This is a genomic window from Microbacterium sp. LWH3-1.2 (genome assembly GCF_040675855.1).
GTDB lineage: Bacteria > Actinomycetota > Actinomycetes > Actinomycetales > Microbacteriaceae > Microbacterium.
Genome location: NZ_JBEGIK010000001.1, coordinates 2,917,431 through 2,939,926, shown reverse-complemented (window position 1 = coordinate 2,939,926; position 22,496 = coordinate 2,917,431). Strand labels below are relative to the sequence as shown.

Sequence of the window (22,496 nt, the reverse complement as noted above, 5' to 3'; positions counted from 1 at the left end):
CTCGAAAGGCCCTCCATGGACCTCGAACTCCCGCTCTGGTTCGAAATCGGATCCCTCGTGATCCTCACCCTGATCCTTGTCGCAGATCTGCTTCTCATCCTGAAGCGGCCCCACATCCCCTCGACGCGTGAGTCGACGCTGTGGGTGGTCTTCTATGTGACTCTCGCGCTCATCTTCGCCGGCATCATGTGGATCGTCGCGGGGCCGGAGTATGCCGGCCAGTTCGTGGCCGGCTGGCTCACCGAGTACAGCCTGTCGATCGACAATCTCTTCGTCTTCGTGCTGATCATGGCTCAGTTCGCGGTGCCGCGGCGTTATCAGCAGGAGGTGCTGATGGTGGGCATCATCATCGCCCTCGTGCTGCGCGGAATCTTCATCCTGGTCGGCGCCGCGGTGATCGAGCAGTTCAGCTGGGTGTTCTACATCTTCGGCGCGTTCCTCGTCTGGACCGCGTGGCGCCAAGCCTTCCCCGGCGGCGACCACGACTCCGACGTGAAGCAGGAGAACTTCGTCGTGCGCATGCTGCGCCGCACGATCGACATCAGCGATCACTACGACGGCGCGAAGATCCGCACCGTCGTCGACGGCAAGAAGATGTGGACGCCCATGATCATCGTCTTCGCGGCGATCGGCGTCACCGACCTGCTGTTCGCGATCGACTCGATCCCCGCGATCTTCGGCATCACGCAGAGCGCGTTCATCGTCTTCACGGCGAACATCTTCGCCCTCATGGGTCTGCGCCAGCTCTACTTCCTGCTGGGCGACCTCCTCGATCGCCTGCGCTACCTGCATTACGGCATCGCTTTCATCCTCGCGTTCATCGGTCTCAAGCTCGTCTTCCACGCCATGCACGTGAACGAGCTCCCGTTCATCAACAACGGCGAACCGATCGAGTGGGCTCCCGAGATTTCGACGTGGATGTCGCTCGGCGTCATCGTCGTCTCGATGCTCGTCGCGACTGTCGCGAGCCTCGTCGCCTCCGCGCGTGAGAAGAGGGCGCAGAGCGCGGATGCTGCGGCAGCTGTCGTCGCGGATGAGAAGGGCACGCCGCCCACGGTCGACAACCCGCACTCGGACGGCGGTCGCTGACCTCGTCCTGCGAGACGCTTCGCCTCGGGCCGCCGACCGTCGTCGGCCGCCCGAGGAGTCAGGGGCGAGCGAGAGACGGCAGATGACGCAGGCTCGAGGCGTCAGGGCGGCCGACGAGAGACGGCAGATGACGGCGGTGGCGCGGACCGTCGTTCGCGCGATGGTAACCTGGGCACGTGCGGATCGCTCGCCTTCTCCTTAGCGGCCGCGACGAGTCCTAGTCCCAGGCCTCCCTCGTCGCGGAGTTTCGTCGCGGGCCCCACCCCGATGCGGGCGCAGTCCCCATAGAGGAGAACGACTAGCAATGAGCATGACCGATGCATCCGGCATTCCCGATCGTCCCCGTACTCTGGCTGAGAAGGTGTGGGATGACCATGTGGTCGTCCGAGGCGAGGACGGTCAGCCGGACCTGATCTACATCGACTTGCACTTGGTGCACGAGGTCACGAGCCCTCAGGCCTTCGACGGCCTGAGGGCGGAGGGGCGCCCGGTGCGGCGCCTGGATCTGACGATCGCGACAGAGGACCACAACACCCCGACGCTCGACATCGACAAGCCGATCGCGGACCTCACCAGCCGTACGCAGATCGAGACGTTGCGCCGCAACGCCGCCGAGTTCGGTGTGCGCCTGCATTCGCTGGGCGATAAGGAGCAAGGCATCGTCCACGTCGTCGGGCCGCAGCTGGGCCTGACCATGCCGGGCATCACGGTGGTGTGCGGTGACTCGCACACCTCGACGCATGGCGCGTTCGGTGCGATGGCGTTCGGCATCGGCACCAGCGAGATCGAGCACGTGCTGGCCACGCAGACGCTGCCGCTGAAGCCCTTCAAGACGATGGCGATCACGGTCGAGGGCGAGCTGCGGCCCGGTGTCACCGCCAAGGACATCATCCTCGCTGTCATCGCCAAGATCGGGGCGAACGGCGGGCAGGGTTACGTGCTCGAGTACCGCGGCAGCGCCATCCGGTCGCTGTCGATGGAGGGCCGCATGACGATGAGCAACATGTCGATCGAGGCGGGCGCCCGGGCCGGGATGGTCGCGCCGGACGAGACCACGTTCGCGTACGTCAAGGGCCGTGCGCACGCGCCGACCGGTCAGGATTGGGAGGACGCGGTCGCGTACTGGCGGACGCTGCCCAGCGACGAGGGCGCCGTCTACGACGCGGAGGTGTTCCTCGACGCCGCCGAGCTCGAGCCGTTCGTGACGTGGGGCACCAACCCGGGTCAGGGTGTCTCGCTGAGCGCGTCCGTGCCGTCGCCGGACGACTTCGCCGACCCGAATGAGCGTGCGGCAGCCGAGCGGGCGCTCGAATACATGGACCTGGTGCCGGGGACCCCGCTCAAGGCGGTGCCGGTCGACGCGGTGTTCATGGGCTCGTGCACGAACAGCCGCATCGAGGACCTCCGGGCGTTCGCCTCGGTCATCGAAGGCCGTAAGAAGGCGGACGGCGTGCGTGTCATGGTGGTGCCGGGGTCGGCTCGGGTGCGTCTGGAGGCCGAGGCTGAGGGCCTGGACAAGGTCTTCGAGGAGTTCGGCGCCGAGTGGCGCTTCGCGGGGTGCTCGATGTGCCTGGGTATGAACCCCGACCAGCTCGCGCCGGGGGAGCGGTGCGCCTCCACGAGCAACCGCAACTTCGAGGGCCGTCAGGGCAAGGGCGGCCGTACGCACCTCGTCTCGCCGCTGGTCGCGGCGGCGACCGCCGTCATGGGCCGCCTGGCGAGCCCGGGCGATCTCTCCGCGCCCGTCGCGGCCGCAGCCGAGGGCACGGAGGTCTGACATGGAGAAGTTCACGACGCACACCGGCATCGCCGCGCCGCTGAAGCGTTCGGCCGTCGATACCGATCAGATCATCCCGGCCGTCTACCTGAAGCGGGTCACCAAGACCGGCTTCGAGGACGCCCTGTTCGCCAACTGGCGGCAGGACCCCGAGTTCGTGCTCAACCAGCCGGCGTACGCGGGTGCCAGCATCCTCGTCGCGGGCCCCGACTTCGGCACCGGGTCCAGCCGTGAGCACGCGGTGTGGGCGCTGCGCGACTTCGGCTTCAAAGTCGTGCTGAGCCCGCGTTTCGCCGACATCTTCCGCGGCAATGCGGGAAAGCAGGGACTCGTCGCCGGTGTGATCTCGGATGCGGATCTCAAGGCCGCGTGGGCCGCGATCGAGGCCGATCCGGGCGTGTCGATGACGGTCGACCTCGAGGCTCGCACGGCGCGCATCGGCGCGCTGGAGCTTGCTTTCGAGATCGATGATTACACTAGGTGGCGGCTTCTCGAAGGGCTCGACGACATCGGGCTCACGCTGCGCGACGCAGACAAGATCGCGCAGTTCGAGGCTCGCCGAGAGGCGTGGCGGCCGCGGACACTTCCCGTTCCGTAAGCCGGGCCGGGCGCCCAGAACCCGGGTGCCCGACCGTCGCAAGCCCCCTCTGCACACCAAGTGAGGACCACCCGATGAAGCCGCTCCTGAACGTCGCCGCCGGCGAAAGCACCACTGCCGAAGCGGGGGAGCAGGAACTGACCGGTGAAGTCCTCGCGATCCGGGGCGGGCGCCCGCTGACCGGTCGCGTCGAGGTCAAGGGTGCGAAGAACCTCGTCACCAAGGCGATGGTCGCTGCTCTCCTCGGAGAGACGGCCAGCACGCTGCGTGACGTCCCCGACATCAGCGACGTGCAGGTGGTCCGCTCGCTTCTCGAGGTCCACGGCGTGCGCGTCGTGGACGGCGACGAGGAGGGCACGATCCACCTCGACCCGAGCGGCGCCGTGGCGGCGCACTTCGAGGAGATCGACGCGCACGCCGGGGCATCCCGCATCCCGATCCTGTTCTGCGGCCCGCTGCTTCATCTGCTCGGCGAGGCGCTCATCCCCGACCTGGGCGGCTGCCGCATCGGCGACCGTCCGATCAACTTCCACATGGATGCGCTGCGCGCGTTCGGAGCCGTCGTCGACAAGAGCTACGAGGGCATCCGCATCACCGCCCCCAGCGGGCTGCACGGCGCGAACATCGAGCTGCCCTACCCGAGCGTCGGCGCGACCGAGCAGGTTCTGCTCACCGCTGTGCGGGCAAAGGGCGTCACCGAGCTGCGCAACGCCGCCATCGAGCCGGAGATCATGGATCTCATCGCCGTGCTTCAGAAGATGGGCGCGATCATCTCCTACGAGCCGAACCGCGTCATCTTCATCGAGGGCGTCGATTCGCTGCGCGGTTACGACCACCGCGCGATCTTCGATCGCAATGAAGCCGCCTCGTGGGCATGCGCGGCGCTCGCGACCGACGGCGACATCTTCGTCGGCGGGGCGCGCCAGCAGGAGATGCTGACCTTCCTCAACGTGTTCCGCAAGGCCGGCGGCTGGTTCGACGTCCGCGAGGACGGCATCCAGTTCCGCCGCGGCGGGGCGCTGAAGCCCGTCGTCGTCGAGACGGATGTGCACCCCGGATTCATGACCGACTGGCAGCAGCCGCTCATCGTCGCCCTCACGCAGGCCGAGGGGGAGTCGACGGTGCATGAGACCGTGTATGAGAACCGGCTCGGGTTCACCGAGGCGCTCAACCTCATGGGCGCCGACATCGTCGTGCACCGTGACGGGATCGACGCACCCGGCCGCCGGGTTCCCCGCCGAGCCCTCGAGCAAGCGGCCGTCATCAACGGCCCGACACCGCTCCACGGCGCCGATGTCGTCGTCCCCGACCTGCGCGGCGGCTACAGCTATGTGATCGCGGCGCTGGCCGCCGAGGGGGAGTCGGTCGTCCGCAACGTCGGGATCATCCGTCGCGGATACGAGAAGTTCTTCGCCAAGCTCGACCAGCTCGGCGCCGACTTCGACGTCATCGGATAACCCGGTGGCCACCGATCGTCCGCACGCCTCGGCCGAGAAGACACGACCGAGCGTGTTCTGGCCCCTGGCGGGGCTTCTCGTGCCGCTCCTGAGCCTCCTCTTCAAGCTCGAGATCGAGGACGGCCGCAAGCTGCCTCGTGACGGCGCCTACGTGCTCGCGCCGAACCACATGAGCGAGATCGACCCGCTCGTGGTCGCCCTCGCCGTGTGGCGACTGGGCCGCGCGCCCCGGTTCATGGCCAAGGAGAGCCTGTTCCGGGTGCCGGTGCTCGGATGGGTGCTGCGCGCCACCGGGATGGTTCCGGTCGCGCGCGCGACGTCGGCCGCGGCGGCTCGCGCCACGCTCGAGGCCTCGCAGACGCTCGTGCAGCACGGTCGCGGTGTGATCGTCTACCCGGAGGGCTCGCTCACCCGCGAGCCCAACCTCTGGCCCATGCGCGGCAAGACCGGCGCGGTCCGTCTCGCGCTGGCGGGCGGCATCCCGGTCATCCCGATGGCCCACTGGGGTTCTCAGCAGGTGCTTCCGCGCTACGGCAAGCTCAAGCTGTGGCCGCTGCGTCGCCGCGTGCGCGTGATCGTGGGCGACCCCGTGAACCTCACGCGCTTCGTCGGCGCGGCCTCGTCGCAGACCGCGCTCATCGAGGCGACGGACGCTGTGATGGCCGACATCTCCGGCCTCCTCTCCCAGCTGCGCGACGAGCCCGCTCCCGCCCAGCGGTGGAACCCGGCCGATCACGGCCAGAAGGAGACGGGTCGCCTTGAGCCGTAGGCAGGATGCCGCGCGCCCGCGCGTCGCCGTCGTGGGCGCGGGCAGCTGGGGCACGACGTTCGGCAAGATCCTCGCCGACGGCGGCGCCCACGTCACGATGTGGGCGCGCCGCCCTGAGCTGGCGAGCGAGATCCAGGAGGGCAAGCGCAACAGCGAGTACCTCCCTGGGATCAACCTGCCGCGCGATATGCACGCCACGCACCATCTGTCTGAGGCGCTCGAGGGCGCCGAGCAGATCTACCTCTCGATCCCGAGTCAGGCGGTGCGCCAGAATCTCAAGGCGGTGCGCCCGCTGATCTCGCAGAACGACGCCCCCATCGTGTCGCTCATGAAGGGCGTCGAACGGCGCACCGGCCTGCGCATGAGCCAGGTGATCGAGCAGGAGCTGCACTGCGACCCCGCGCGCATCGCCGTCGCATCCGGGCCGAACCTCGCCCTGGAGATCGCGCGCGAGCAGCCGACCGCCGCCGTCATCTCCTCGACGAGCCAGGAGACCGCCGAGGCGGTCGCGCGCCGCGCGCGCAACACGTACTTCCGCACGTTCGTCAACACCGATGTGATCGGCACCGAGTTCGGCGGAGTGCTCAAGAACCTCATCGCCGTCGCCATCGGCATCGTCGACGGCGTCGGCTACGGCGAGAACACGAAGGCGTCGATCATCACGCGCGGTCTCGTCGAGATGACGGACTTCGCCGTCGCGTTCGGGGCGCAGCACGAGACGCTGCAGGGCCTCGCCGGGCTCGGCGACCTCATCGCGACGTGCCAGTCGCCGCTCAGCCGCAACAACACCGCCGGGAGACTGCTCGGCCAGGGGTATCGCTTCGACGACGTCGTCAAGCAGATGAATCAGACGGCGGAGGGGCTCGCGTCCGTCGCGCCCATCCTGCAGCTGGCGCGGGAGGTGGGCGTGCAGATGCCCATCGTCGAGCAGGTGAAGATGGTGCTCGACGGCACCATGAACCCTCGTGACATCGCGCCGCACCTTACGACCGACGACGACACCCCCCAGGGCGAGAGGACGACGAATGGACAAGCCGGCGGTGGCGGTGCTCTTTGGCGGTCGATCCAGCGAGCACTCGATCAGTTCCGCAACGGCGGGCGGGGTGCTGCGGGCGATCGACCGTGACAGCTACCGCGTGATCCCCGTCGGGATCACGCGCGACGGCGTGTTCGTCCTCGAGGACGACGACCCCGGCAAGTTCGCGCTCGACGCCGAGAGGCTTCCGGAGGTCGCCGACAACGGCACCCGCATCCTGTGGCCCGAAGTCGGCGAGCGCGAACTCCGCGTGCGCCGCGCCGACGGAACGGTCGACGACCTGGGCGCGCTCGACGTCGTGCTGCCGATCCTCCACGGCGTGCACGGCGAGGACGGCACCATCCAGGGCTTCTTCGACACGCTCGAGATCCCGTACGCGGGCGGCGGCGTGCTCGATTCGGCGCTGTGCATGGACAAGCACTTCATGAAGATCGTCCTGCAGGCCGCGGGCGTGCCGGTGGCTCCCTGGGTCACGGTGACGCAGGAGCGCTGGGAGAGCGACCCGGAGGGCGTGCGAGCGGATGCTGCGGCGCTCGGTGAGCCGTCTTTCGTCAAGCCCGCGCGCGCGGGATCGAGCGTCGGGGTTTCGAAGGTGCACGAGCCGGGTGAGCTCGATGCGGCCCTGGCCCTCGCGTTCGCCGAGGACGACAAGGTGCTCATCGAGCCGGCGATCGTCGGCCGCGAGGTCGAGGTCGCGATCCTCGAAGGCCGCGGCGGTGCGGCGCCGCGGGCGTCTCTGCCCGGTGAGATCGTGCTCACGACCCGCGAGTTCTACGACTTCGAGGGCAAGTACCTCGGCGGTGACGGCGCCGACGTGGTGTGCCCGGCGGACGTGACCGCCGACGAGATCTCGGCGATCCAGGAACTCGGCATCCGTGCCTTCCAGGCCGTCGACGGGAAGGGCCTCGCGCGCGTGGACTTCTTCCTCACCGCCGACGGGCTCTACGTCAACGAGCTCAACACGATGCCCGGGTTCACCCCGATCTCGATGTTCCCGAAGTGCTGGATCGCGTCGGGCATGTCCTACCCCGAGCTCATCACCGAGCTCGTCGACACCGCGCTCGAGCGCGCCGGCGCGACCGTGGGGGCTCACGCGGCTCGCTGAGCGCTGCGATCCCCGCGGCTCAGGAGGCGGGCGTCGCGTCGCCCCGATCAAGGCACTGGCCGTCGACGGGGAGCACGCTCACGATCGGCGACAGTGCGTCGAGCACGTCGCGGCTCGACACCCCGTCGCCGTTGTCGTCGGCGGTCGTGTCGAGGTAGATCTCCACGGCGGGGGTGCGGCCGAACGTGGTCACGAGGAAGCGCGGCGCATCGGAGTCGTCGATGATCCAGTCGACGCCGGCCACGGTCTCGCAGCGCAGGGTCGTGGGTCCCGGAGGCTCGAGGCCGCACGTGAGCAGCACCTTCGCCGGCTCGCCCCACGCGCCGGTCGCCTGGGCGTCGGTCCACCGCCGGGGCTGCCCGCTCACCATGCCCGGAAGGCTCGAGGTGATCTGCGCGCAGAGCGGGTCGTTCGCGGCCTCCGCCGGATCGAGGTCGACCGTCGTGGTGCATCCCGTCAGCCCGACAGCGGCCACCATCGTGAGGCCGAACGCAACCAGGGAGGGGAGAGCACGCACCATCCCAGGCTAACCCGGCGGCGCGGCCCGGATCGTCCGCACCGGTAGCGTGGACGCGTGGTCGACGAACGCAGGGATCCGACGGTGGGAGAGCTCAGCGAGGGGCGCATCCTGCGCCGGATCCTCGAGCGTCTGGGGGACTCGAACGCCCTCGTCGGGCCGGGCGATGACGCCGCGGTGATCGCCGCTGCGGACGGCCGGGTCGTCGCGACCGTCGACACGCTCGTCCACGGTCCTGACTTCCGACTCGCGTGGTCGGGCGCGTTCGATCTCGGCTACAAGGCGGCCGCCGTCAACCTGGCGGACGTGGCGGCCATGGGCGCGACGCCCACGGCACTGCTCGTGGCCCTCGCGATGCCTGACGCGACACGCCTCTCTTTCGTCACGGGCATCGCCGACGGCCTGCGCGCCGCGTGTCGCGACCTCGCCCCCGGCTGCCGCGTCGAGGGCGGCGATCTCACCGTCTCCGACACGCTCACGATCGCGGTCACCGCGCTCGGGGCTCTCGCGGGCCGTGCGCCGGTGCTGCGCTCAGGGGCAGAACCCGGCGATCTGGTCGCCGTGGCCGGCGAGCTGGGGCGCGCGGCGCGCGGGCTCGGCATCCTCTTCGAGCGGTTCACGGATGCCGCGGGACACCCGATCGCGGTCGACGAGAGTCTCCTCGACCAGGCGCAGCTCACGGACCTCGCGGCTCAGCTGCGTCCGTCACCGCCGGTGTGGCTGGGGCCGGAGGCGGCGGAAGCGGGCGCCACGGCGATGATGGACGTGTCCGACGGCCTCGTGCTCGACGCGTCGCGCATGGCCGCGGCATCCGATGTCACCATCGCCCTCGAATCGGCGTCGCTCGGAGCCGATATCGCCTCGGCCCTCGCTGGCGGTGAGGATCACGCGCTGCTCGCCACGTTCCCGGCGAACCGGCCACTGCCGCACGGGTTCGTCCGCGTGGGGATGGTGCAGCCGCCCGGCGACGACGCGGTGCTCGTCGACGGCCGGCCCCACGACGGCCGCGCCGGCTGGGACCCCTACCGCGACTGGGACGCCGGCACGGGATGACCCGGTGTCGCCGGGGCCCGGGAGGGCGATCCGCCGGGTCATCCGGCCGTGGTCGCCCACCACATCGCGGTGTCGCCGTAGCGCTTCGAGCGCGTGCCGACGAGTCCGTCGGGCAGGCTCGGCTCGGGGGAGCGCGATGCGCGTTCGATCACGACGTCAGCCCCGGGCGAGAGGACCGGGACGAGCAGCGCGAGCGTCGATGACAGCTCCGTCTCGCCGACGTCGTAGGGCGGGTCGAGGAAGACCAGATCGAACGGGCCGCGCGCCGAACGGAGGAACGTGTCGGAGGACATGCGATGCACGCGGATCGCGGCATCCGTCCCCACGGCCTTCGCGACGCGGCCCGCGTTGCGCTGCACGACGGTCGCCGCGCGCGGCGCCTTCTCGACGAGGTCGGCGGATGCCGCACCGCGACTCACCGCCTCGAGCCCCAGAGCACCCGAGCCCGCATAGAGGTCGAGAACAGCAGCGCCGCGCAGCGCGTCGGCGGACTCCAGCGCCCCGAAGAGGGACTCGCGTACACGATCGCTCGTGGGGCGGGTGCCGGCGTCCGGCACATCGAGCATGAGCGAGCCCGCACGGCCGGCGATGATGCGCGTCACCCTCTCACGATAACGGTCGGCGGCAGTGCGGTCCCGCGGGGGCCGCCCCCTATGATCACGGGTGGGGGAGTACGGAATCGATGGGGGTCGACATGGATCGCAGTGGGATCAGGGTTTCGTCGGCGGTGACCGCGTTCGTCGCGGCTGGCCTCGTGCTCGCGGGGTGCGCAGGCGGGGGCGGCTCGCCGACCACATCGCCGACGGCATCGGTATCGGCTTCGGAGTCGCCGTCCGCGTCGCCGACGCCGTCACCGACCGAGTCCGCGTCCGTCACGCTTCCCACTGACTGCAACAACCTGGCGACGCCCGAGACGTGGCAGGCGGCTGTCGGCGACATGACGCTGCAGAGCAACGGCGAGGGCTTCGTGCGGCCGGCTCCCGAGGGCTCCACCCTCGTGCTGGGCTGCGACTGGATCGTCGGCGATGCGACCGGGATGCTGCTGCTCATCAGCACCGCCACACCGGACGCCGTCGGCGCCGCGGTGGCGGACCTCCCCGCGGAGGGATACACGTGCCAGGTGTCGGACGACTTCGGCGCCGACTTCTGCGTGCTTCCCGGGCAGGGAACCGACACCGAGGAGATGATCGTCGCTCGCGACGGGGTGTGGATCTACCTCTCCACGGTGAACCGAAACGGGCGCGCATTCCTCTCGGAGATCGTCTCCTCCATCTTCGCCTGAGCAGCGGGACGTCCCCGGTCACTCTTAGACTCGTGGCGTGGCCGCCTTCACCCTCGACTCGAGCCTCGGTGGCGCGATCGGCGGCAAGACGGCGGCCGCGCTCGAGCGTGCTTTCGGCATGACCACGGTCGGCGATCTGCTCGTTCACTATCCCCGCCGCTACGCCCGTCACGGCGAGCTGACGCCGATCTCGACGCTGCCGCTGGGCGAGCCGGTGACGATCGTCGCCGAGGTGCGCCGCGTCAGCGAACGACGCATGAAGAACCGGAACGGGTCGCTGCTCGAGGTCGTGATCAGCGACGGCAACGGCGAGATGTCGCTGACCTTCTTCAACCAGTCGTGGCGGGTGCGCGACCTGCAGCCCGGCAGGCAGGGCATCTTCGCGGGCAAGGTGGGCATCTACAAGGGCGCGCAGCAGCTCGCCCACCCCGATTACGAGCTCTTCGACGACGCCGACACGGCGCGGCTGAAGGTGCAGGCGAACGCCAACCTGCCCATCCCGATCTATCCGGCCACCAGCACGGTCGCCAGCTGGCAGCTGCAGAAGACGGTGGAACTCGTCCTCGACGGCCTCGGCGACGTCCCCGAGCCGCTCACCGAGGAGGTGCGCGCGCGGCACGGTCTCATCGACGCCCGCACCGCGATCGAGCACATCCACCGTCCGACCGACTTCGACCAGATCGAGCCCGCACGTGCGACGCTGCGCATGCAGGAGGCCTTCGTCCTCCAGGTCGCGCTGCTGCAGCAGCGCCAGTTCGTCCGCGCCCTGTCGGCGACCAAGCGCGCGCCTGGCGCGCTGCTCGAGCGGTTCGACGCGGCCCTGCCGTTCCCGCGGACGCCCGACCAGATCACGGTCGGCGACGACGTCGCGCGCGACCTCATGGGCGACTGGCCCATGAACCGCCTCGTCCAGGGCGAGGTCGGCTCGGGCAAGACGCTGGTCGCGTTGCGCGCCATGCTCCAGGTCGCGCAGTCCGGCGGTCAGTCCGCCCTCATCGCGCCGACCGAAGTCCTGGCGGCGCAGCATGTGCGGTCGATCGCACGGATGCTCGGTCCCCAGCTCGCCCCCGAGCTCATGCCCACGCTCCTCACCGGGCAGCTCCCGGCGGCGGAGCGCCGCAAGGCCGCGCTGCGTGCCGCGTCGGGGCAGGCTCTCATCGTCGTCGGCACCCACGCGCTCCTGAGCGAGACCACGACCTTCGCCGACCTCGGCCTCGTGGTGGTCGACGAGCAGCACCGCTTCGGCGTCGAGCAGCGCGAGTCACTGCGCGCCAAGGGGTCCTCGCCGCACGCTCTGGTGCTGACCGCGACCCCCATCCCGCGCACGGTGGCGATGACCGTCTTCGGCGACCTCGACGTCTCGACGATTCGCACGATGCCCGCCGGCCGCGCCGGCATCGAGACCTACGTCGCGCCGCTGGCCGAGCGCTCGAGCTGGTTCGCGCGCGTCTGGGAGCGCATCGCCGAAGAGGTCGCACAGGGGCGTCAGGCCTTCGTCGTCTGCGCCGCCATCGACGCGGAGAAGCTCACCAAGGACGACACCGCCGACGAGCCCGCCGGCGACACCGGCGGCGAGGCGACCCGCACCCGCTGGGGCGTCGTGCAGGTCGCCGACCTGTTGTCGCGGCATCCGTCGTTCTCGAACATCCGGGTCGAGATCCTGCACGGCAAGATGCCGTCCGACGAGAAGGACGCCGTCATGCAGGCCTTCGCCCGCGGCGATGTCGATGTGCTCGTGGCGACGACCGTCGTCGAAGTGGGCGTCGACGTGCCGAACGCGTCGACCATGGCGATCCTCGAGGCCGACCGGTTCGGCGTGTCACAGCTGCACCAGCTGCGCGGACGCGTCGGGCGCGGCGGGATCCCCGGGCTGTGCCTCCTCGTGACCGAGGCGCCACTCGGCACACCCGCCCGCGAGCGCGTGGAAGCCGTTGCCTCCACGCTCGACGGCTTCGCATTGGCGGAGGTCGACCTCGAGCTCCGCGGCGAGGGCGACGTGCTCGGCGACGCGCAGTCCGGGGCGCGGTCGTCGTTGCGGCTGCTGCGGGTCGTGAAGGACGCCGACATCATCTCCGAGGCGCGGGTGGCGGCCGAGCAGGTGCTGGCGGACGACCCGGCGCTGCTGCGACATCCCGGGCTCACGGCAGCGCTCGAGCGCAACGTCGGGATGGCCGAGCGCGCGGCCCTCGCCAAGAACTGAGGCGTCCGGGCGCCTCTTCCGTCCCACTAGGCTGAATCGCATGAGCAGCCGGATCGCCGTCGTCCCGGGATCGTTCGATCCGCCGACCCTCGGTCATCTCGACGTGATCCGCCGCGCCGCGTCCCTCTACGACCAGCTCCACGTGCTCGTCGTGCACAACCCTGGCAAGGAGGCGATGCTGCCGATCGCGCAGCGTCAGTCGCTGCTGGAGCAGTCGATCGCCGACAGCGAGATCGAAGGCGACGTGATCGTCGCCTCGTGGAGCATGGGCCTGCTGGTCGACTACGCGACGGATGTCGGCGCCGGCGTCCTCGTGAAGGGCATCCGCTCGCAGGTCGATGTCGCGTACGAGACGCCGATGGCGATCGTGAACCGGCACCTCGCGCATGTCGAGACGGTCTTCCTGCTGCCCGATCCTGCGCACGCGCTCGTATCGAGCTCGCTGGTGCGTCAGGTCGCGTCCCTCGGCGGCGACGTGTCCCCGTTCGTGCCGCCGGCGGTGGCCCGGTTCCTCGACACGGGCGCGCGCGGCCTCTGACCCGCAACCGCGGCTAGGCTGGAACCGTGGTCAGAAAGCATGTGACGGGTCCGTTCGTCCTCCCGATCCGCGACATCGCCCACCGCGCCGGAGAGATGCGCGAGCATACCCTCGAGGTTCCCGCTCCCGACAAGTGGGGGGAGGGGCTCGTGGCCGTCGCCGAGGGTGAGCCCGTCGTCATCGAGGCACGCCTCGAGTCGGTGCACGAGGGCATTCTCGTATCCGGAGAAGTCGACACCGAGTACACCGGCATCTGCAGCCGGTGCCTCATCGACATCGCAGAGGGGTTCAAAGTCGAGTTTCAGGAGCTTTTCGCGTATCCTGGGGAGGAAGAAACTGACTTCGAGGTTCAAGACGACCACGTGGATCTTGAAACTCTGGTCAGGGAAGCGGTCGTCCTGTCGCTTCCGTTTCAGCCGGTGTGCCAGCCGGATTGCCCCGGATTAGATCCGATCACGGGTGAGCGACTGGCCGAGAACGCCGGAACGCCGCAGAGCGAGCCTCTCGATCCACGATGGGCCGCGCTCCAGGACTTCACCACGAGCCACGACGACGATGCACCGCGCCCCCGCGGCTGACAGCGGCGTCGAGAACACAGAAGAGAGCTAGCCATGGCAGGTAACCCCCCGAAGCGGAAGGTCTCCCGCTCCAACACTCGCTCGCGTCGCGCGCAGTGGAAGGCCGAGGCCCCCACGCTCGTCAAGACCGTTGAGAACGGCAAGACCGTCTACAGCCGTCCGCACCAGGCGAAGGTCGTCACCGACTCGCAGGGCACCGAGCTGTTCCTCGAGTACAAGGGCCGCAAGGTCGCCGACGTCTGATCGTCGTGCACGGTCTGACGTGACAGACGTCGCAGCGGAGCACACCTCGCTCTCAGACCTCACACAGAAGCTCGGAGTCGTTATCGACGCCGAGCTTCTGTCGCTGGCGCTGACGCATCGCTCGTGGGCGTATGAGAACGGGCAGGTTCCGCACAACGAGCGTCTCGAGTTCCTCGGCGACTCCGTGCTGGGCCTCGCCGTGACGGTGCGCCTCTTCACCGGTCACCCCGAACTCGAAGAGGGCGCCCTGGCGAAGCGGCGTGCCAGTGTCGTCTCGACGGTGGCCCTCGCCGAGATCGCCCGGGGCATCGGTCTCGGCGCGCACCTCAAGCTGGGTCGGGGCGAGATCCTCACCGGCGGGCGTGACAAGGACTCGATCCTCGCCGATACCATGGAGGCGATCTTCGGCGCGACCTACCTGTCGGCGGGATCGGATGCCGCGACCGGCCTGGTGCTGCGACTCGTGGAGCCGCTCCTCGCCAACCCGGAACGCTACGGGGCGGCGATGGACCCGAAGACCGCGCTGCAAGAGCTCGCCGCGCACGGCGGGTTGCTGCCCCCCGTGTACGACGTGACCTCGACCGGACCCGATCACGACCGCCGCTTCACGGCGATCGTGACGGTGGGTGAACTGTCGGCACAGGGCGCGGGCACCAGCAAGAAGCACGCCGAGATGGCCGCCGCGCTCACGGCGTGGCGCGAGCTCAGCGGGCGTGCCTGAGCTTCCCGAGGTCGAGGTCGTCCGCGCAGGCCTCGCCCCCGCGGTCAGCGGCGCACTCGTGGTCGGCGTCACCGTGCTCGACGAGCGCGCACTGACGCGGCACGTCGGTCACGGTGCGGACTTCGAGTCGCGCCTGACCGGTCGCGTCGTGAGCGCGGCCGTGCGGCGCGGAAAGTTCCTGTGGCTTCCGTTGCGGTCGCACTCCCTCGGCTGCTCCTCCGAAGAGGCGGTGATCGGCCACCTCGGCATGAGCGGGCAGATGCTGCTGCGTGCTCCGGGTGCGGCGCGCGAGCGGCACGAACGTGTGCGCATCGACCTCGCGCATCCGGTGCACGGAGAGCTCTCCGTCGTCTTCGCCGATCAGCGCACCTTCGGCTCGCTCGCGTTCGACGACCTGATCGCCACACCCGACGGCGCGCCCGGCGGCCACGGGTGGGACGAGGCATCCGTCCCGGCGCAGGTGGCGCACATCGCACGCGACCCGCTCGATCCGGCGTTCTCGGATGCCGGGTTTCGCCGACTCCTCGCGCGCAAGGACTCGGCGATCAAGCGCGTTCTGCTCGATCAGACGGTCGTCAGCGGAGTGGGCAACATCTACGCCGACGAGTCGCTGTGGGCCGCGCGGATCCACCCCGAGACGTCCGCTCGCGCACTGCCGACCCGCACGGTGAACCGCCTGCTCGCCGAGGTGCGCCACGTGCTCGACAAGGCGCTGGCGGAAGGCGGCACGAGCTTCGACGCGCAGTACGTCAATGTGAACGGTCAGGCCGGCTACTTCGCCCACTCGCTCAACGCATACGGCCGGACCGGGGAGCCGTGCCCCCGATGCGGCCGTCCGATCGTTCGCGTGTCGTTCGCGAATCGCTCGAGTCACTTCTGCGCGCACTGCCAGCGAGTGCCGCGCCCGGGTGTGGACGGAGCGAGCGCGGCACACGTCTGAGCCCTCTCGGGCGCAAGCTGGAGCTCAGAGTTCGAGCACCTTCTTCCACGCGCCGGCGTAGGAGACCGGCACGAAGCCGATGGTCTCGTTGATGTCGAGCATGTGGCGGTTCTCCTCGGCGTTGAACGTCGAGACACGCGGCGAGTCCGGTACCAGATCGCGCCAGCGCAGCAGATTCGCGCATTTGACGATCGTGCCGAGGCGGTGGCCACGGTGCTCTTTCACGACCAGCGTGCCGTACTGCTGCGTGGCGCCGGAACGATCCTCGCCTATCACGAGCTCGTTGTACGCGGCGACCCGACCCGTCGGCACGTGCAGCACGGCCGCCACCGAGACGGTGAGCCCCTGCGCCTTCAGGCGGGCATCTCGCCGCTCGACCCGCGCGGCGTCCCAGTGCTGCTCGTCGATGACGAGGCCACCGGCCGGGACGTCGGTCGACATGCGCGAGAGCGCGTAGGCGAACCCGTCGATGTATTCAGGCGGAGTCGGTGACGTCCACTGGATGGGTCGGTACTCGTCCCCGGCCACCGCGACGGCGTCCGCGAGCATCTGCTCGACGGGGGCGAAGCCGCCGGTCAGATCGAACACGCTGTTGCGCTCCACCTGCTCGAGTGTGAAGCCGCTCGCGAGCTGGAATCTGGTCTGCGCGTCGTCGGCCGGGATCGCCCCCCACCCTGTGGACGGCTGCAAGCGGGGGCCTGCGGCATCCGGTCGATGAAGCGTCCATGTCTGGATCGTGGCGAGTCCGCGCTCGCGCGCCTCCCGTTCGACCTCGGCGAGCAGCAGCTCTTCGAGACCACGACCGCGGTGCGGCGGGTCGACCATGAGGTCGAACTCGACCGTGCTCGCCTCCGCCTCGTTCGAGATCATCAGCGTCACGGCCGCGAGCACCTCGTCACCGCGCAGCGCGGCGAATCCGAGCTGCGTCCAGTCGGTCTGGTCCTGCCAGAGTCCGAGCATCTCGTCGGGCTCCTCGTGCAGGTAGTCGTGTCCGGCGTCCTCGAGGCAGACCGCATTGGCGATCCGTACCATCTCGAGGAACACACGGGCGTCGGGCCGGTCCGCCATCTCGGGGACGACGATCCGCTGGACGGTCACCACGCCGGTATCGGCCAGGTCAGTCATCGAGCACCTTCTTCCATGCCCCCTCGTACGCGATCGGCGCGAAGCCGATCGCCTCGTTGATGTCGAGCATCGGCCGGTTCTCCTCTGCGTTGTAGGTGATGACGCGCGCCGAATCCGGCGCGATCTCGCGCCAGGACAGGAGCCCTACGCATTTCACGAGCGTCCCGAGCTTGTGCCCGCGGTGCTCTTTGAGGACCAGCGTGTCCTCCTGGTGACTCGCCTCGGTGCGATCCTTGCCGATCACCAGTTCGTTGAAGGCGCACAGCTCACCGGTCTCGATGTGCTGGGCGGCCGTGACCTGGATCGTCCGCCCCGATGATGTGTATCGTGCGTCGTGCTCGGCGATCCGTGCGGCATCCCACGTCTCCTCGTCGAACTCGAGCGCAGCAGCGGGTGCATCGGTCGACATGCGAGACTTCATCCACGCGTAGCCGGCGACGTACTCCTCGGGGGTCGGTGCCGACCACTGGACGACGCGATAGGCAGACGATGACGCCCGCGCCTCCGCGAGGAGTCGCTCGACGCCGTCGAACGATCCGGTGAGGTCGAAGGCGCTGTTGCGCTCGACCTGCTCGAGCTCGTAGCCGCGGCGGAGATAGAATCGCGCGACATGGTCCTCGGGGATCTCGCCGAATCCGGTCGGCGGTGCGAGCTGCGGCCCGGGCACGGCGGGGTGCTCGGCCCAGGACTGCAGCACCGTGCGGCCGTGCTCGCGTGCGGTGCGCTCGACGAGCTCGTAGGCCGCCGAGCCGATGCCGCGGCTCCACGTCTCGCGGAGCAGCTCGATGAGCCAGAATGCCGTGGTCGAGCCTTCCTCGAGGGGGAAGTCGACGCCGATGCGGCCGACGATCGCGCCGTCGTCGACGATCACCCAACTGAGCCGGGTCTCGTACTCGGAGGGCCGGTAGTGCGGAAGCAGTTCGTCGGCGGTGATGCGGTGGTCGTCGTGCCCCGAGATCTCACGGTAGATGAGGTTGCGCACGCGCACCATCTCGACGAAGTCGGTGGCGTCGGGTGCGTCGATGGAGGCGGGTACGACGAGGGGGCGGAACTCCAGCCCCGTGATGGTGGTCATGTCGCTGCGTCCTTGCGGTGTCGATGCATGAGGGTGAGGAGTGTGCGGTCCGCCGCCCGCGTAGGGGCGGCGGACCCGGTGGCCGTCACAGCCGGGGTGCGAGGCTGGCCTCGCGGAGGTAGTCGCGTTCACGCTGCGCGGTGGCCTCCTGGTGCCGGAACGCCTGAGCGTGCCGGCGGCGGTCGTCCGCGGACCGCGGGGTCCGGGTGCTCCACAGCAGGAGCCGCAGGCCCAGGTGAAGGGCGAGGCGGGCCAGGAGCGAGGTCCGGGTGGCGCGGCTCGGGAGCCGCAGCGTATCGGGAAGGCCCGAGGGGCGCTGCGGCGCAAGGAGAGTATTCATGATTGCTCTTTCCAGATGGGAGTGATGCCTCGAGCGGTCGCTCGGAGGCGGGGATGCCGTGCCGCAGCACGACGGGACGAGATCGCAGGGGAGCGCGCTCAGCACCATGAAGCGGGTGCGGCACAGCAGACGTTCTCCGCCCGGAAGCGGGCAGACTCGTCCCCTGCGGGGATCAGATGGCGGCGGGGAAGCGGCCGCTCAGCACAGCGCCGAAGGAGACGGTCCCCGACGCGACGGCACGAATCGCTCCGCCATCACGGGCGGCGATTCCAGTTGGAGTCATCAGCATCATCGGGGGACCTCCTTTCTCGACTTCAGACGCAGAGAGTGACGCTAGCGGGTGCGGGATACCCGCGTCAAGCTTTCTCGCAGATTCGGTGATTCCATGGCGTGTCGCGGGATCCGCCTGCGCCACGGCCGGTCTTCCCGGCAGCCGTGCTGTGCTCAGGTAGCGTAGGCGGGTGAAGCGAACGGGGTGGAGGGCGAATCCATGCACCTGAAGAGCGTGACGCTCAAAGGGTTCAAGTCGTTCGCCCAGCCGACGACGTTCGCCCTCGAACCCGGGGTGACATGCATCGTCGGTCCCAACGGCTCCGGCAAGTCCAACGTCGTCGACGCGCTGGCGTGGGTGATGGGGGAGCAGGGTGCCAAGACCCTTCGCGGCGGCAAGATGGAGGACGTCATCTTCGCGGGCACCGCCACGCGCGGGCCGCTCGGCCGCGCCGAGGTGCAGCTCACCATCGACAACAGCGACGGTGCGCTCCCGATCGAGTACTCCGAGGCGACGATCAGCCGCACGCTGTTCCGAAACGGCTCGAGCGAGTACGCGATCAACGGCGAGTCCTGCCGGCTGCTCGACGTGCAGGAGCTGCTGAGCGATTCGGGACTCGGTCGAGAGATGCACGTGATCGTCGGGCAGGGCCGCCTCGACAGCGTGCTGCAGGCGACGCCCGAAGACCGCAGGGGTTTCATCGAGGAGGCGGCCGGCATCCTCAAGCACCGCCGGCGCAAGGAGAAGACCCTCCGCAAGCTCGACGCCATGGAAGCCAACCTCACGCGTCTGAGCGACCTCGCCGGGGAGTTGCGCCGGCAGCTGAAGCCGCTCGGCCGCCAGGCTGAGATCGCCCGCGAGGCGGCGACGATCGCCGCTGTCGTGCGGGACGCGAAGGCGCGCCTTCTCGCCGACGAGATCGTGGGCCTGCGTGCCGAACTCGCCTCGCACGCGCAGAGCGAGCACGAGCGCCACGCCGAGCGCATGGTGCTGCAGGAGCGGCTCGACAATGCACGAGTGCGCATCGAACAGCTCGAGGGCGACCAGCGCTCCGAGAACGTGGACCGCGCGCGCCGCGTGGCGTTCGGGCTCGAACGGGTGCAGGAGCGCCTGCGTGGCCTGTACGCCCTCGCCGGTCAGCGGCTCGCCCTTCTCGGCGACGCCGAGGACGACGACCGCATCGAGCTGACGAACGTCTCGCAGGCGATGATCGATGAGGCTCGCGCGGAGATCGACGACGTCTCTGACGGACTCGGCGCCGCGCAGGATGCCGCAGCCGAGGCCGCTCGCGGCGTCGTGCGTGCGCGGGCCGAGCTCGACGCGCTCGACGTCGACATCGCCGCGCAGAGCGCACTGGTCTCGGAGCACGACATGCGCATCACGGCGCTGCGTGGTACCGCAGAGGCCGCGGCATCCGCCCTTGCAGCCGTGCGCACCGCCGTCGAACGTCAGCAGAAGGCGCTCGATGCCGCGCTCGCACGCCGGGCGGAAGCCGAACAGATCCTCGCCGGCGTGGGCCCCGATCTCGTGCCTGAAGAGTCGTCGGCGGACCTTGCCGCCGCCTATGAGCGGGCGCAGCGCGACGCCACCGAGTCCGAGTCGACCGTCTCCTCGCTCCGGGAGCGCCTTCACGCCGCCGAGCGTGAGCGCGACGCACTGACTGCGCAGACAGCAGCACTGAGTCGGGCCCTCGATGTGAAGAACGGCGCCTCGTCGCTCATCGCGGAGGGTCGCGACGGCGTCCGCGGACTGGTAGGCGACGCGGTCCAGGTCAAGCCGGGCTTCGAGGCCGCGATCGCGGCGGTGCTCGGACCGATCGCCGAGGGCGTGCTCGTCGAGGACCGCGACAGCGCGTTCGCCGTCGCCGACGCCGCGCGCGACGCCGAAGCGGGTGTCGTCGACATCGTGATCGCATCGGCTGGCGTGAGGTACCCGGAACTCCCCGCACTGCGGGGAATCGTGCCGGCGCACGAGGTCGTGACGGCTCCCGAGGGCGTGCTCGGGCTGCTCACGCACGTCGTCGTCGCCGACGACCTCGACACCGCTCGCGACGCCGGCCCGTCGCTGGCGGATGCCGAGCTCGGCGGCCCCCTCACCCTCGTGACACGCCGCGGCGAGGTGTACACCGAGTATTCTCTGCGTGCGGGCGCGGGAGCCTCGCGATCGCGACTGGAGCTCGCGGCGGAACGGGATGCTGCGGCCGACCGCCGCGACGAGATCGTCGTCGTGGCCGACTCGCTGCGCGAAGCGCTGACGGAGGCGACCCGAGAACTCGAGTCGGCACGCCTCCGCACGAAGACGACGCTCGCGACCCTTCGCGAGCATGACGCGGCCCTCGCCGCACACGCGGAGCAGGTCAACCGGGCCTCGGTGCGGCACGAAGCCGCCGTCGCCGAGTGCGAGCGACTCGCGGCCGGGCTGGCCCAGGCGGCCGCGGCCGTCGAGGAGGCCGAGGGGTCGGCACGGTCCGCGGAGGATCAGCTCACCTCGGCACTCGAAGCTCCCCGCCCGATCCTCGATGCCTCCGCGCGCGAGGGCATCCTCGCCGCGCTCGAGGAGGCCCGCGATGGTGAGATGCGCTCTCGCCTCGACGTCGAGACGCTCCGCGAACGCATCCGGGCCGGTGAAGCGCGTGTCGTCGCGCTCGAGCGCCAGCGCGAGCGCGAACGCGAGGCCGCCGCCGAGGCGGCGCGTCGAGCCGTGGTCCGCCGCGCGCAGCGCGAGATCGCCGCCGGCGTCGCCGGTCAGCTGCCCGCGCTGATCGACTCCGTCGACCGCTCCCTCGCGCAGGCCCGCGCCGAGCTCGCCGCCGCGGAATCCGAGCGCACCGCCGTCACCGCCGAACTCGGCGAGTTGCGGACCCAGGAGAACGCCGTGCGAGAGCGGCTCGCCGGGCTGACCGAGAGCGTCCATAGCCTCGAGCTGCAGATCCACGAGAAGCGCCTCCACGTGACGGGACTGCTCGAGCGTGTGAAGTCCGAACTCGGCCTGGACGAAGACATTCTTGTTTCGGAATATGGACCGGATCAGCCCGTTCCGTTGGATCCGGCCGCTGAGCCCGCGCCCGATGATGACGACGCGGCCGGGGAGGCGGCATCCGTCGCATATGACCGCCCCCAGCAGCGCCGACGCCTGCAGGATGCCGAGCGAAAGCTGGCTCAGCTGGGCCGGGTGAACCCGCTCGCCCTCGAGGAGTTCGAAGCGCTCGAGCAGCGTCACAAGTTCATGACCGAGCAACTCGCCGATCTCACCCAGACCCGCAGGGACCTGCTGACGATCATCGAAGAACTCGACGAGCGCATGCAGATCATCTTCCTCGCGGCGTTCGAGGACACGAAGATCGCGTTCGGAGAGGTGTTCCCGATCCTGTTCCCGGGGGGAACCGGATCGATCGCGCTCACAGACCCGGAGTCCCCGCTCACCACGGGGATCGAAGTGGCAGTCCGGCCGGTCGGCAAGAAGATCGAGCGTCTCTCCCTGCTGTCGGGCGGGGAGCGCTCGCTCGCGGCGGTGGCGCTGCTGACCGCGATCTTCAAGGCGCGCCCGAGCCCGTTCTACATCCTCGACGAGGTCGAGGCTGCGCTCGACGATGCCAACCTCGGGCGCCTCCTCGGCGTCTTCGAGCAGCTGCGCGCCTCCAGCCAGCTCATCGTCATCACCCATCAGAAGCGCACGATGGAGATCGCCGACGCGCTGTACGGCGTGTCGATGCGCCAGGACGGCGTCTCGGCCGTGGTGGGCCAGCGCATCGCCGAACGCGCCGCCTCCTGACCGACCCTAGG

Annotated in this window: 21 protein-coding genes; 16 read left to right on the top strand and 5 right to left on the bottom strand. The window is 69.7% G+C overall.

Features of this window, described 5'->3' with window-relative positions; genetic code table 11:
- Nucleotides 1-15 precede the first annotated feature (15 nt).
- The 7 genes from MRBLWH3_RS13700 (at nucleotide 16) to MRBLWH3_RS13670 (ending at nucleotide 7,831) form a co-directional block, all read left to right on the top strand.
- Entirely contained in the window at nucleotides 16-1,089 is a 1,074-nt protein-coding gene (locus MRBLWH3_RS13700; protein WP_363432910.1) for a TerC family protein, read from the top strand.
- Between the two features lie 304 nt (nucleotides 1,090-1,393).
- Nucleotides 1,394-2,866 carry a 3-isopropylmalate dehydratase large subunit gene (gene leuC, locus MRBLWH3_RS13695; RefSeq protein WP_363432908.1) on the top strand — a complete coding sequence of 491 codons (1,473 nt, stop codon included), beginning with the start codon at nucleotides 1,394-1,396 and terminating at the stop codon, nucleotides 2,864-2,866.
- 1 nt (nucleotide 2,867) lies between these two features.
- A complete protein-coding gene (gene leuD / locus MRBLWH3_RS13690; RefSeq protein ID WP_363432906.1) occupies nucleotides 2,868-3,464 on the top strand; it encodes a 3-isopropylmalate dehydratase small subunit in 597 nt (198 codons plus the stop codon).
- A 74-nt stretch (nucleotides 3,465-3,538) separates the two neighbouring features.
- The gene (gene murA / locus MRBLWH3_RS13685; RefSeq protein ID WP_363432903.1) at nucleotides 3,539-4,921 is read left to right on the top strand and encodes a UDP-N-acetylglucosamine 1-carboxyvinyltransferase; all 1,383 of its coding nucleotides are present in this window, start codon (nucleotides 3,539-3,541) and stop codon (nucleotides 4,919-4,921) included.
- Nucleotides 4,922-4,925: 4 nt separating this feature from the next.
- On the top strand, nucleotides 4,926-5,690 hold the full coding sequence (locus tag MRBLWH3_RS13680) for a lysophospholipid acyltransferase family protein (protein ID WP_363432900.1): 765 nt from the start codon (nucleotides 4,926-4,928) through the stop codon (nucleotides 5,688-5,690).
- Entirely contained in the window at nucleotides 5,680-6,816 is a 1,137-nt protein-coding gene (locus MRBLWH3_RS13675) for an NAD(P)H-dependent glycerol-3-phosphate dehydrogenase (protein WP_341998954.1), read from the top strand. Before MRBLWH3_RS13680 ends, MRBLWH3_RS13675 begins: the two co-directional genes overlap by 11 nt.
- Nucleotides 6,716-7,831 (top strand): D-alanine--D-alanine ligase family protein, encoded by a 1,116-nt coding sequence (locus MRBLWH3_RS13670; protein WP_363432896.1) that lies wholly within the window; start codon nucleotides 6,716-6,718, stop codon nucleotides 7,829-7,831. Before MRBLWH3_RS13675 ends, MRBLWH3_RS13670 begins: the two co-directional genes overlap by 101 nt.
- Nucleotides 7,832-7,850: 19 nt before the next feature.
- Here the strand turns inward: MRBLWH3_RS13670 and MRBLWH3_RS13665 are convergent, their stop codons facing one another.
- Entirely contained in the window at nucleotides 7,851-8,348 is a 498-nt protein-coding gene (locus MRBLWH3_RS13665) for a DUF3515 family protein (RefSeq protein ID WP_363432894.1), read from the bottom strand.
- Nucleotides 8,349-8,405: 57 nt separating this feature from the next.
- Between MRBLWH3_RS13665 and thiL the strand changes: the two genes are divergently transcribed.
- On the top strand, nucleotides 8,406-9,401 hold the full coding sequence (gene thiL / locus MRBLWH3_RS13660; protein ID WP_363432891.1) for a thiamine-phosphate kinase: 996 nt from the start codon (nucleotides 8,406-8,408) through the stop codon (nucleotides 9,399-9,401).
- Between the two features lie 38 nt (nucleotides 9,402-9,439).
- On the opposite strand, the gene rsmD is transcribed toward thiL, so the two are convergent.
- Nucleotides 9,440-10,003, bottom strand: coding sequence for a 16S rRNA (guanine(966)-N(2))-methyltransferase RsmD (gene rsmD, locus MRBLWH3_RS13655; RefSeq protein WP_363432887.1), 564 nt, complete (start codon nucleotides 10,001-10,003; stop codon nucleotides 9,440-9,442).
- Between the two features lie 125 nt (nucleotides 10,004-10,128).
- Between rsmD and MRBLWH3_RS13650 the strand changes: the two genes are divergently transcribed.
- The 7 genes from MRBLWH3_RS13650 to mutM are packed head-to-tail and all read left to right on the top strand — an operon-like array spanning nucleotide 10,129 to nucleotide 15,903.
- Nucleotides 10,129-10,683, top strand: coding sequence for a hypothetical protein (locus MRBLWH3_RS13650; protein ID WP_363432884.1), 555 nt, complete (start codon nucleotides 10,129-10,131; stop codon nucleotides 10,681-10,683).
- A gap of 37 nt (nucleotides 10,684-10,720) precedes the next feature.
- Complete coding sequence (locus MRBLWH3_RS13645; RefSeq protein WP_363432881.1) at nucleotides 10,721-12,883, top strand: ATP-dependent DNA helicase RecG; 2,163 nt, start codon at nucleotides 10,721-10,723, stop codon at nucleotides 12,881-12,883.
- 40 nt (nucleotides 12,884-12,923) lie between these two features.
- Nucleotides 12,924-13,421, top strand: coding sequence for a pantetheine-phosphate adenylyltransferase (gene coaD / locus MRBLWH3_RS13640; protein ID WP_363432878.1), 498 nt, complete (start codon nucleotides 12,924-12,926; stop codon nucleotides 13,419-13,421).
- 41 nt (nucleotides 13,422-13,462) lie between these two features.
- On the top strand, nucleotides 13,463-13,999 hold the full coding sequence (locus MRBLWH3_RS13635) for a YceD family protein (protein ID WP_363432876.1): 537 nt from the start codon (nucleotides 13,463-13,465) through the stop codon (nucleotides 13,997-13,999).
- Between the two features lie 33 nt (nucleotides 14,000-14,032).
- Nucleotides 14,033-14,242 (top strand): 50S ribosomal protein L32, encoded by a 210-nt coding sequence (rpmF, locus tag MRBLWH3_RS13630; protein WP_045297913.1) that lies wholly within the window; start codon nucleotides 14,033-14,035, stop codon nucleotides 14,240-14,242.
- A 19-nt stretch (nucleotides 14,243-14,261) separates the two neighbouring features.
- Nucleotides 14,262-14,963: a ribonuclease III gene (rnc, locus tag MRBLWH3_RS13625; RefSeq protein WP_363432871.1), complete on the top strand. Its 702-nt coding sequence runs from the start codon at nucleotides 14,262-14,264 to the stop codon at nucleotides 14,961-14,963.
- A complete protein-coding gene (gene mutM, locus MRBLWH3_RS13620; RefSeq protein ID WP_363432869.1) occupies nucleotides 14,956-15,903 on the top strand; it encodes a bifunctional DNA-formamidopyrimidine glycosylase/DNA-(apurinic or apyrimidinic site) lyase in 948 nt (315 codons plus the stop codon). The genes rnc and mutM overlap by 8 nt, the downstream gene beginning before the upstream one ends.
- Before the next feature lie 24 nt (nucleotides 15,904-15,927).
- Here mutM and MRBLWH3_RS13615 read toward each other — a convergent pair whose 3' ends face one another.
- The 3 genes from MRBLWH3_RS13615 to MRBLWH3_RS13605 form a co-directional block, all read right to left on the bottom strand.
- A complete protein-coding gene (locus MRBLWH3_RS13615; protein ID WP_363432866.1) occupies nucleotides 15,928-17,028 on the bottom strand; it encodes a GNAT family N-acetyltransferase in 1,101 nt (366 codons plus the stop codon).
- On the bottom strand, nucleotides 17,021-18,103 hold the full coding sequence (locus MRBLWH3_RS13610; protein WP_363432863.1) for a GNAT family N-acetyltransferase: 1,083 nt from the start codon (nucleotides 18,101-18,103) through the stop codon (nucleotides 17,021-17,023). The genes MRBLWH3_RS13615 and MRBLWH3_RS13610 overlap by 8 nt, the downstream gene beginning before the upstream one ends.
- Before the next feature lie 85 nt (nucleotides 18,104-18,188).
- Nucleotides 18,189-18,443 carry a hypothetical protein gene (locus tag MRBLWH3_RS13605; protein ID WP_363432860.1) on the bottom strand — a complete coding sequence of 85 codons (255 nt, stop codon included), beginning with the start codon at nucleotides 18,441-18,443 and terminating at the stop codon, nucleotides 18,189-18,191.
- Nucleotides 18,444-18,933: 490 nt separating this feature from the next.
- Here MRBLWH3_RS13605 and smc point away from each other — a divergent pair, with 490 nt between their 5' ends.
- The gene (gene smc / locus MRBLWH3_RS13600) at nucleotides 18,934-22,485 is read left to right on the top strand and encodes a chromosome segregation protein SMC (RefSeq protein WP_363432857.1); all 3,552 of its coding nucleotides are present in this window, start codon (nucleotides 18,934-18,936) and stop codon (nucleotides 22,483-22,485) included.
- Nucleotides 22,486-22,496: the final 11 nt, after the last annotated feature.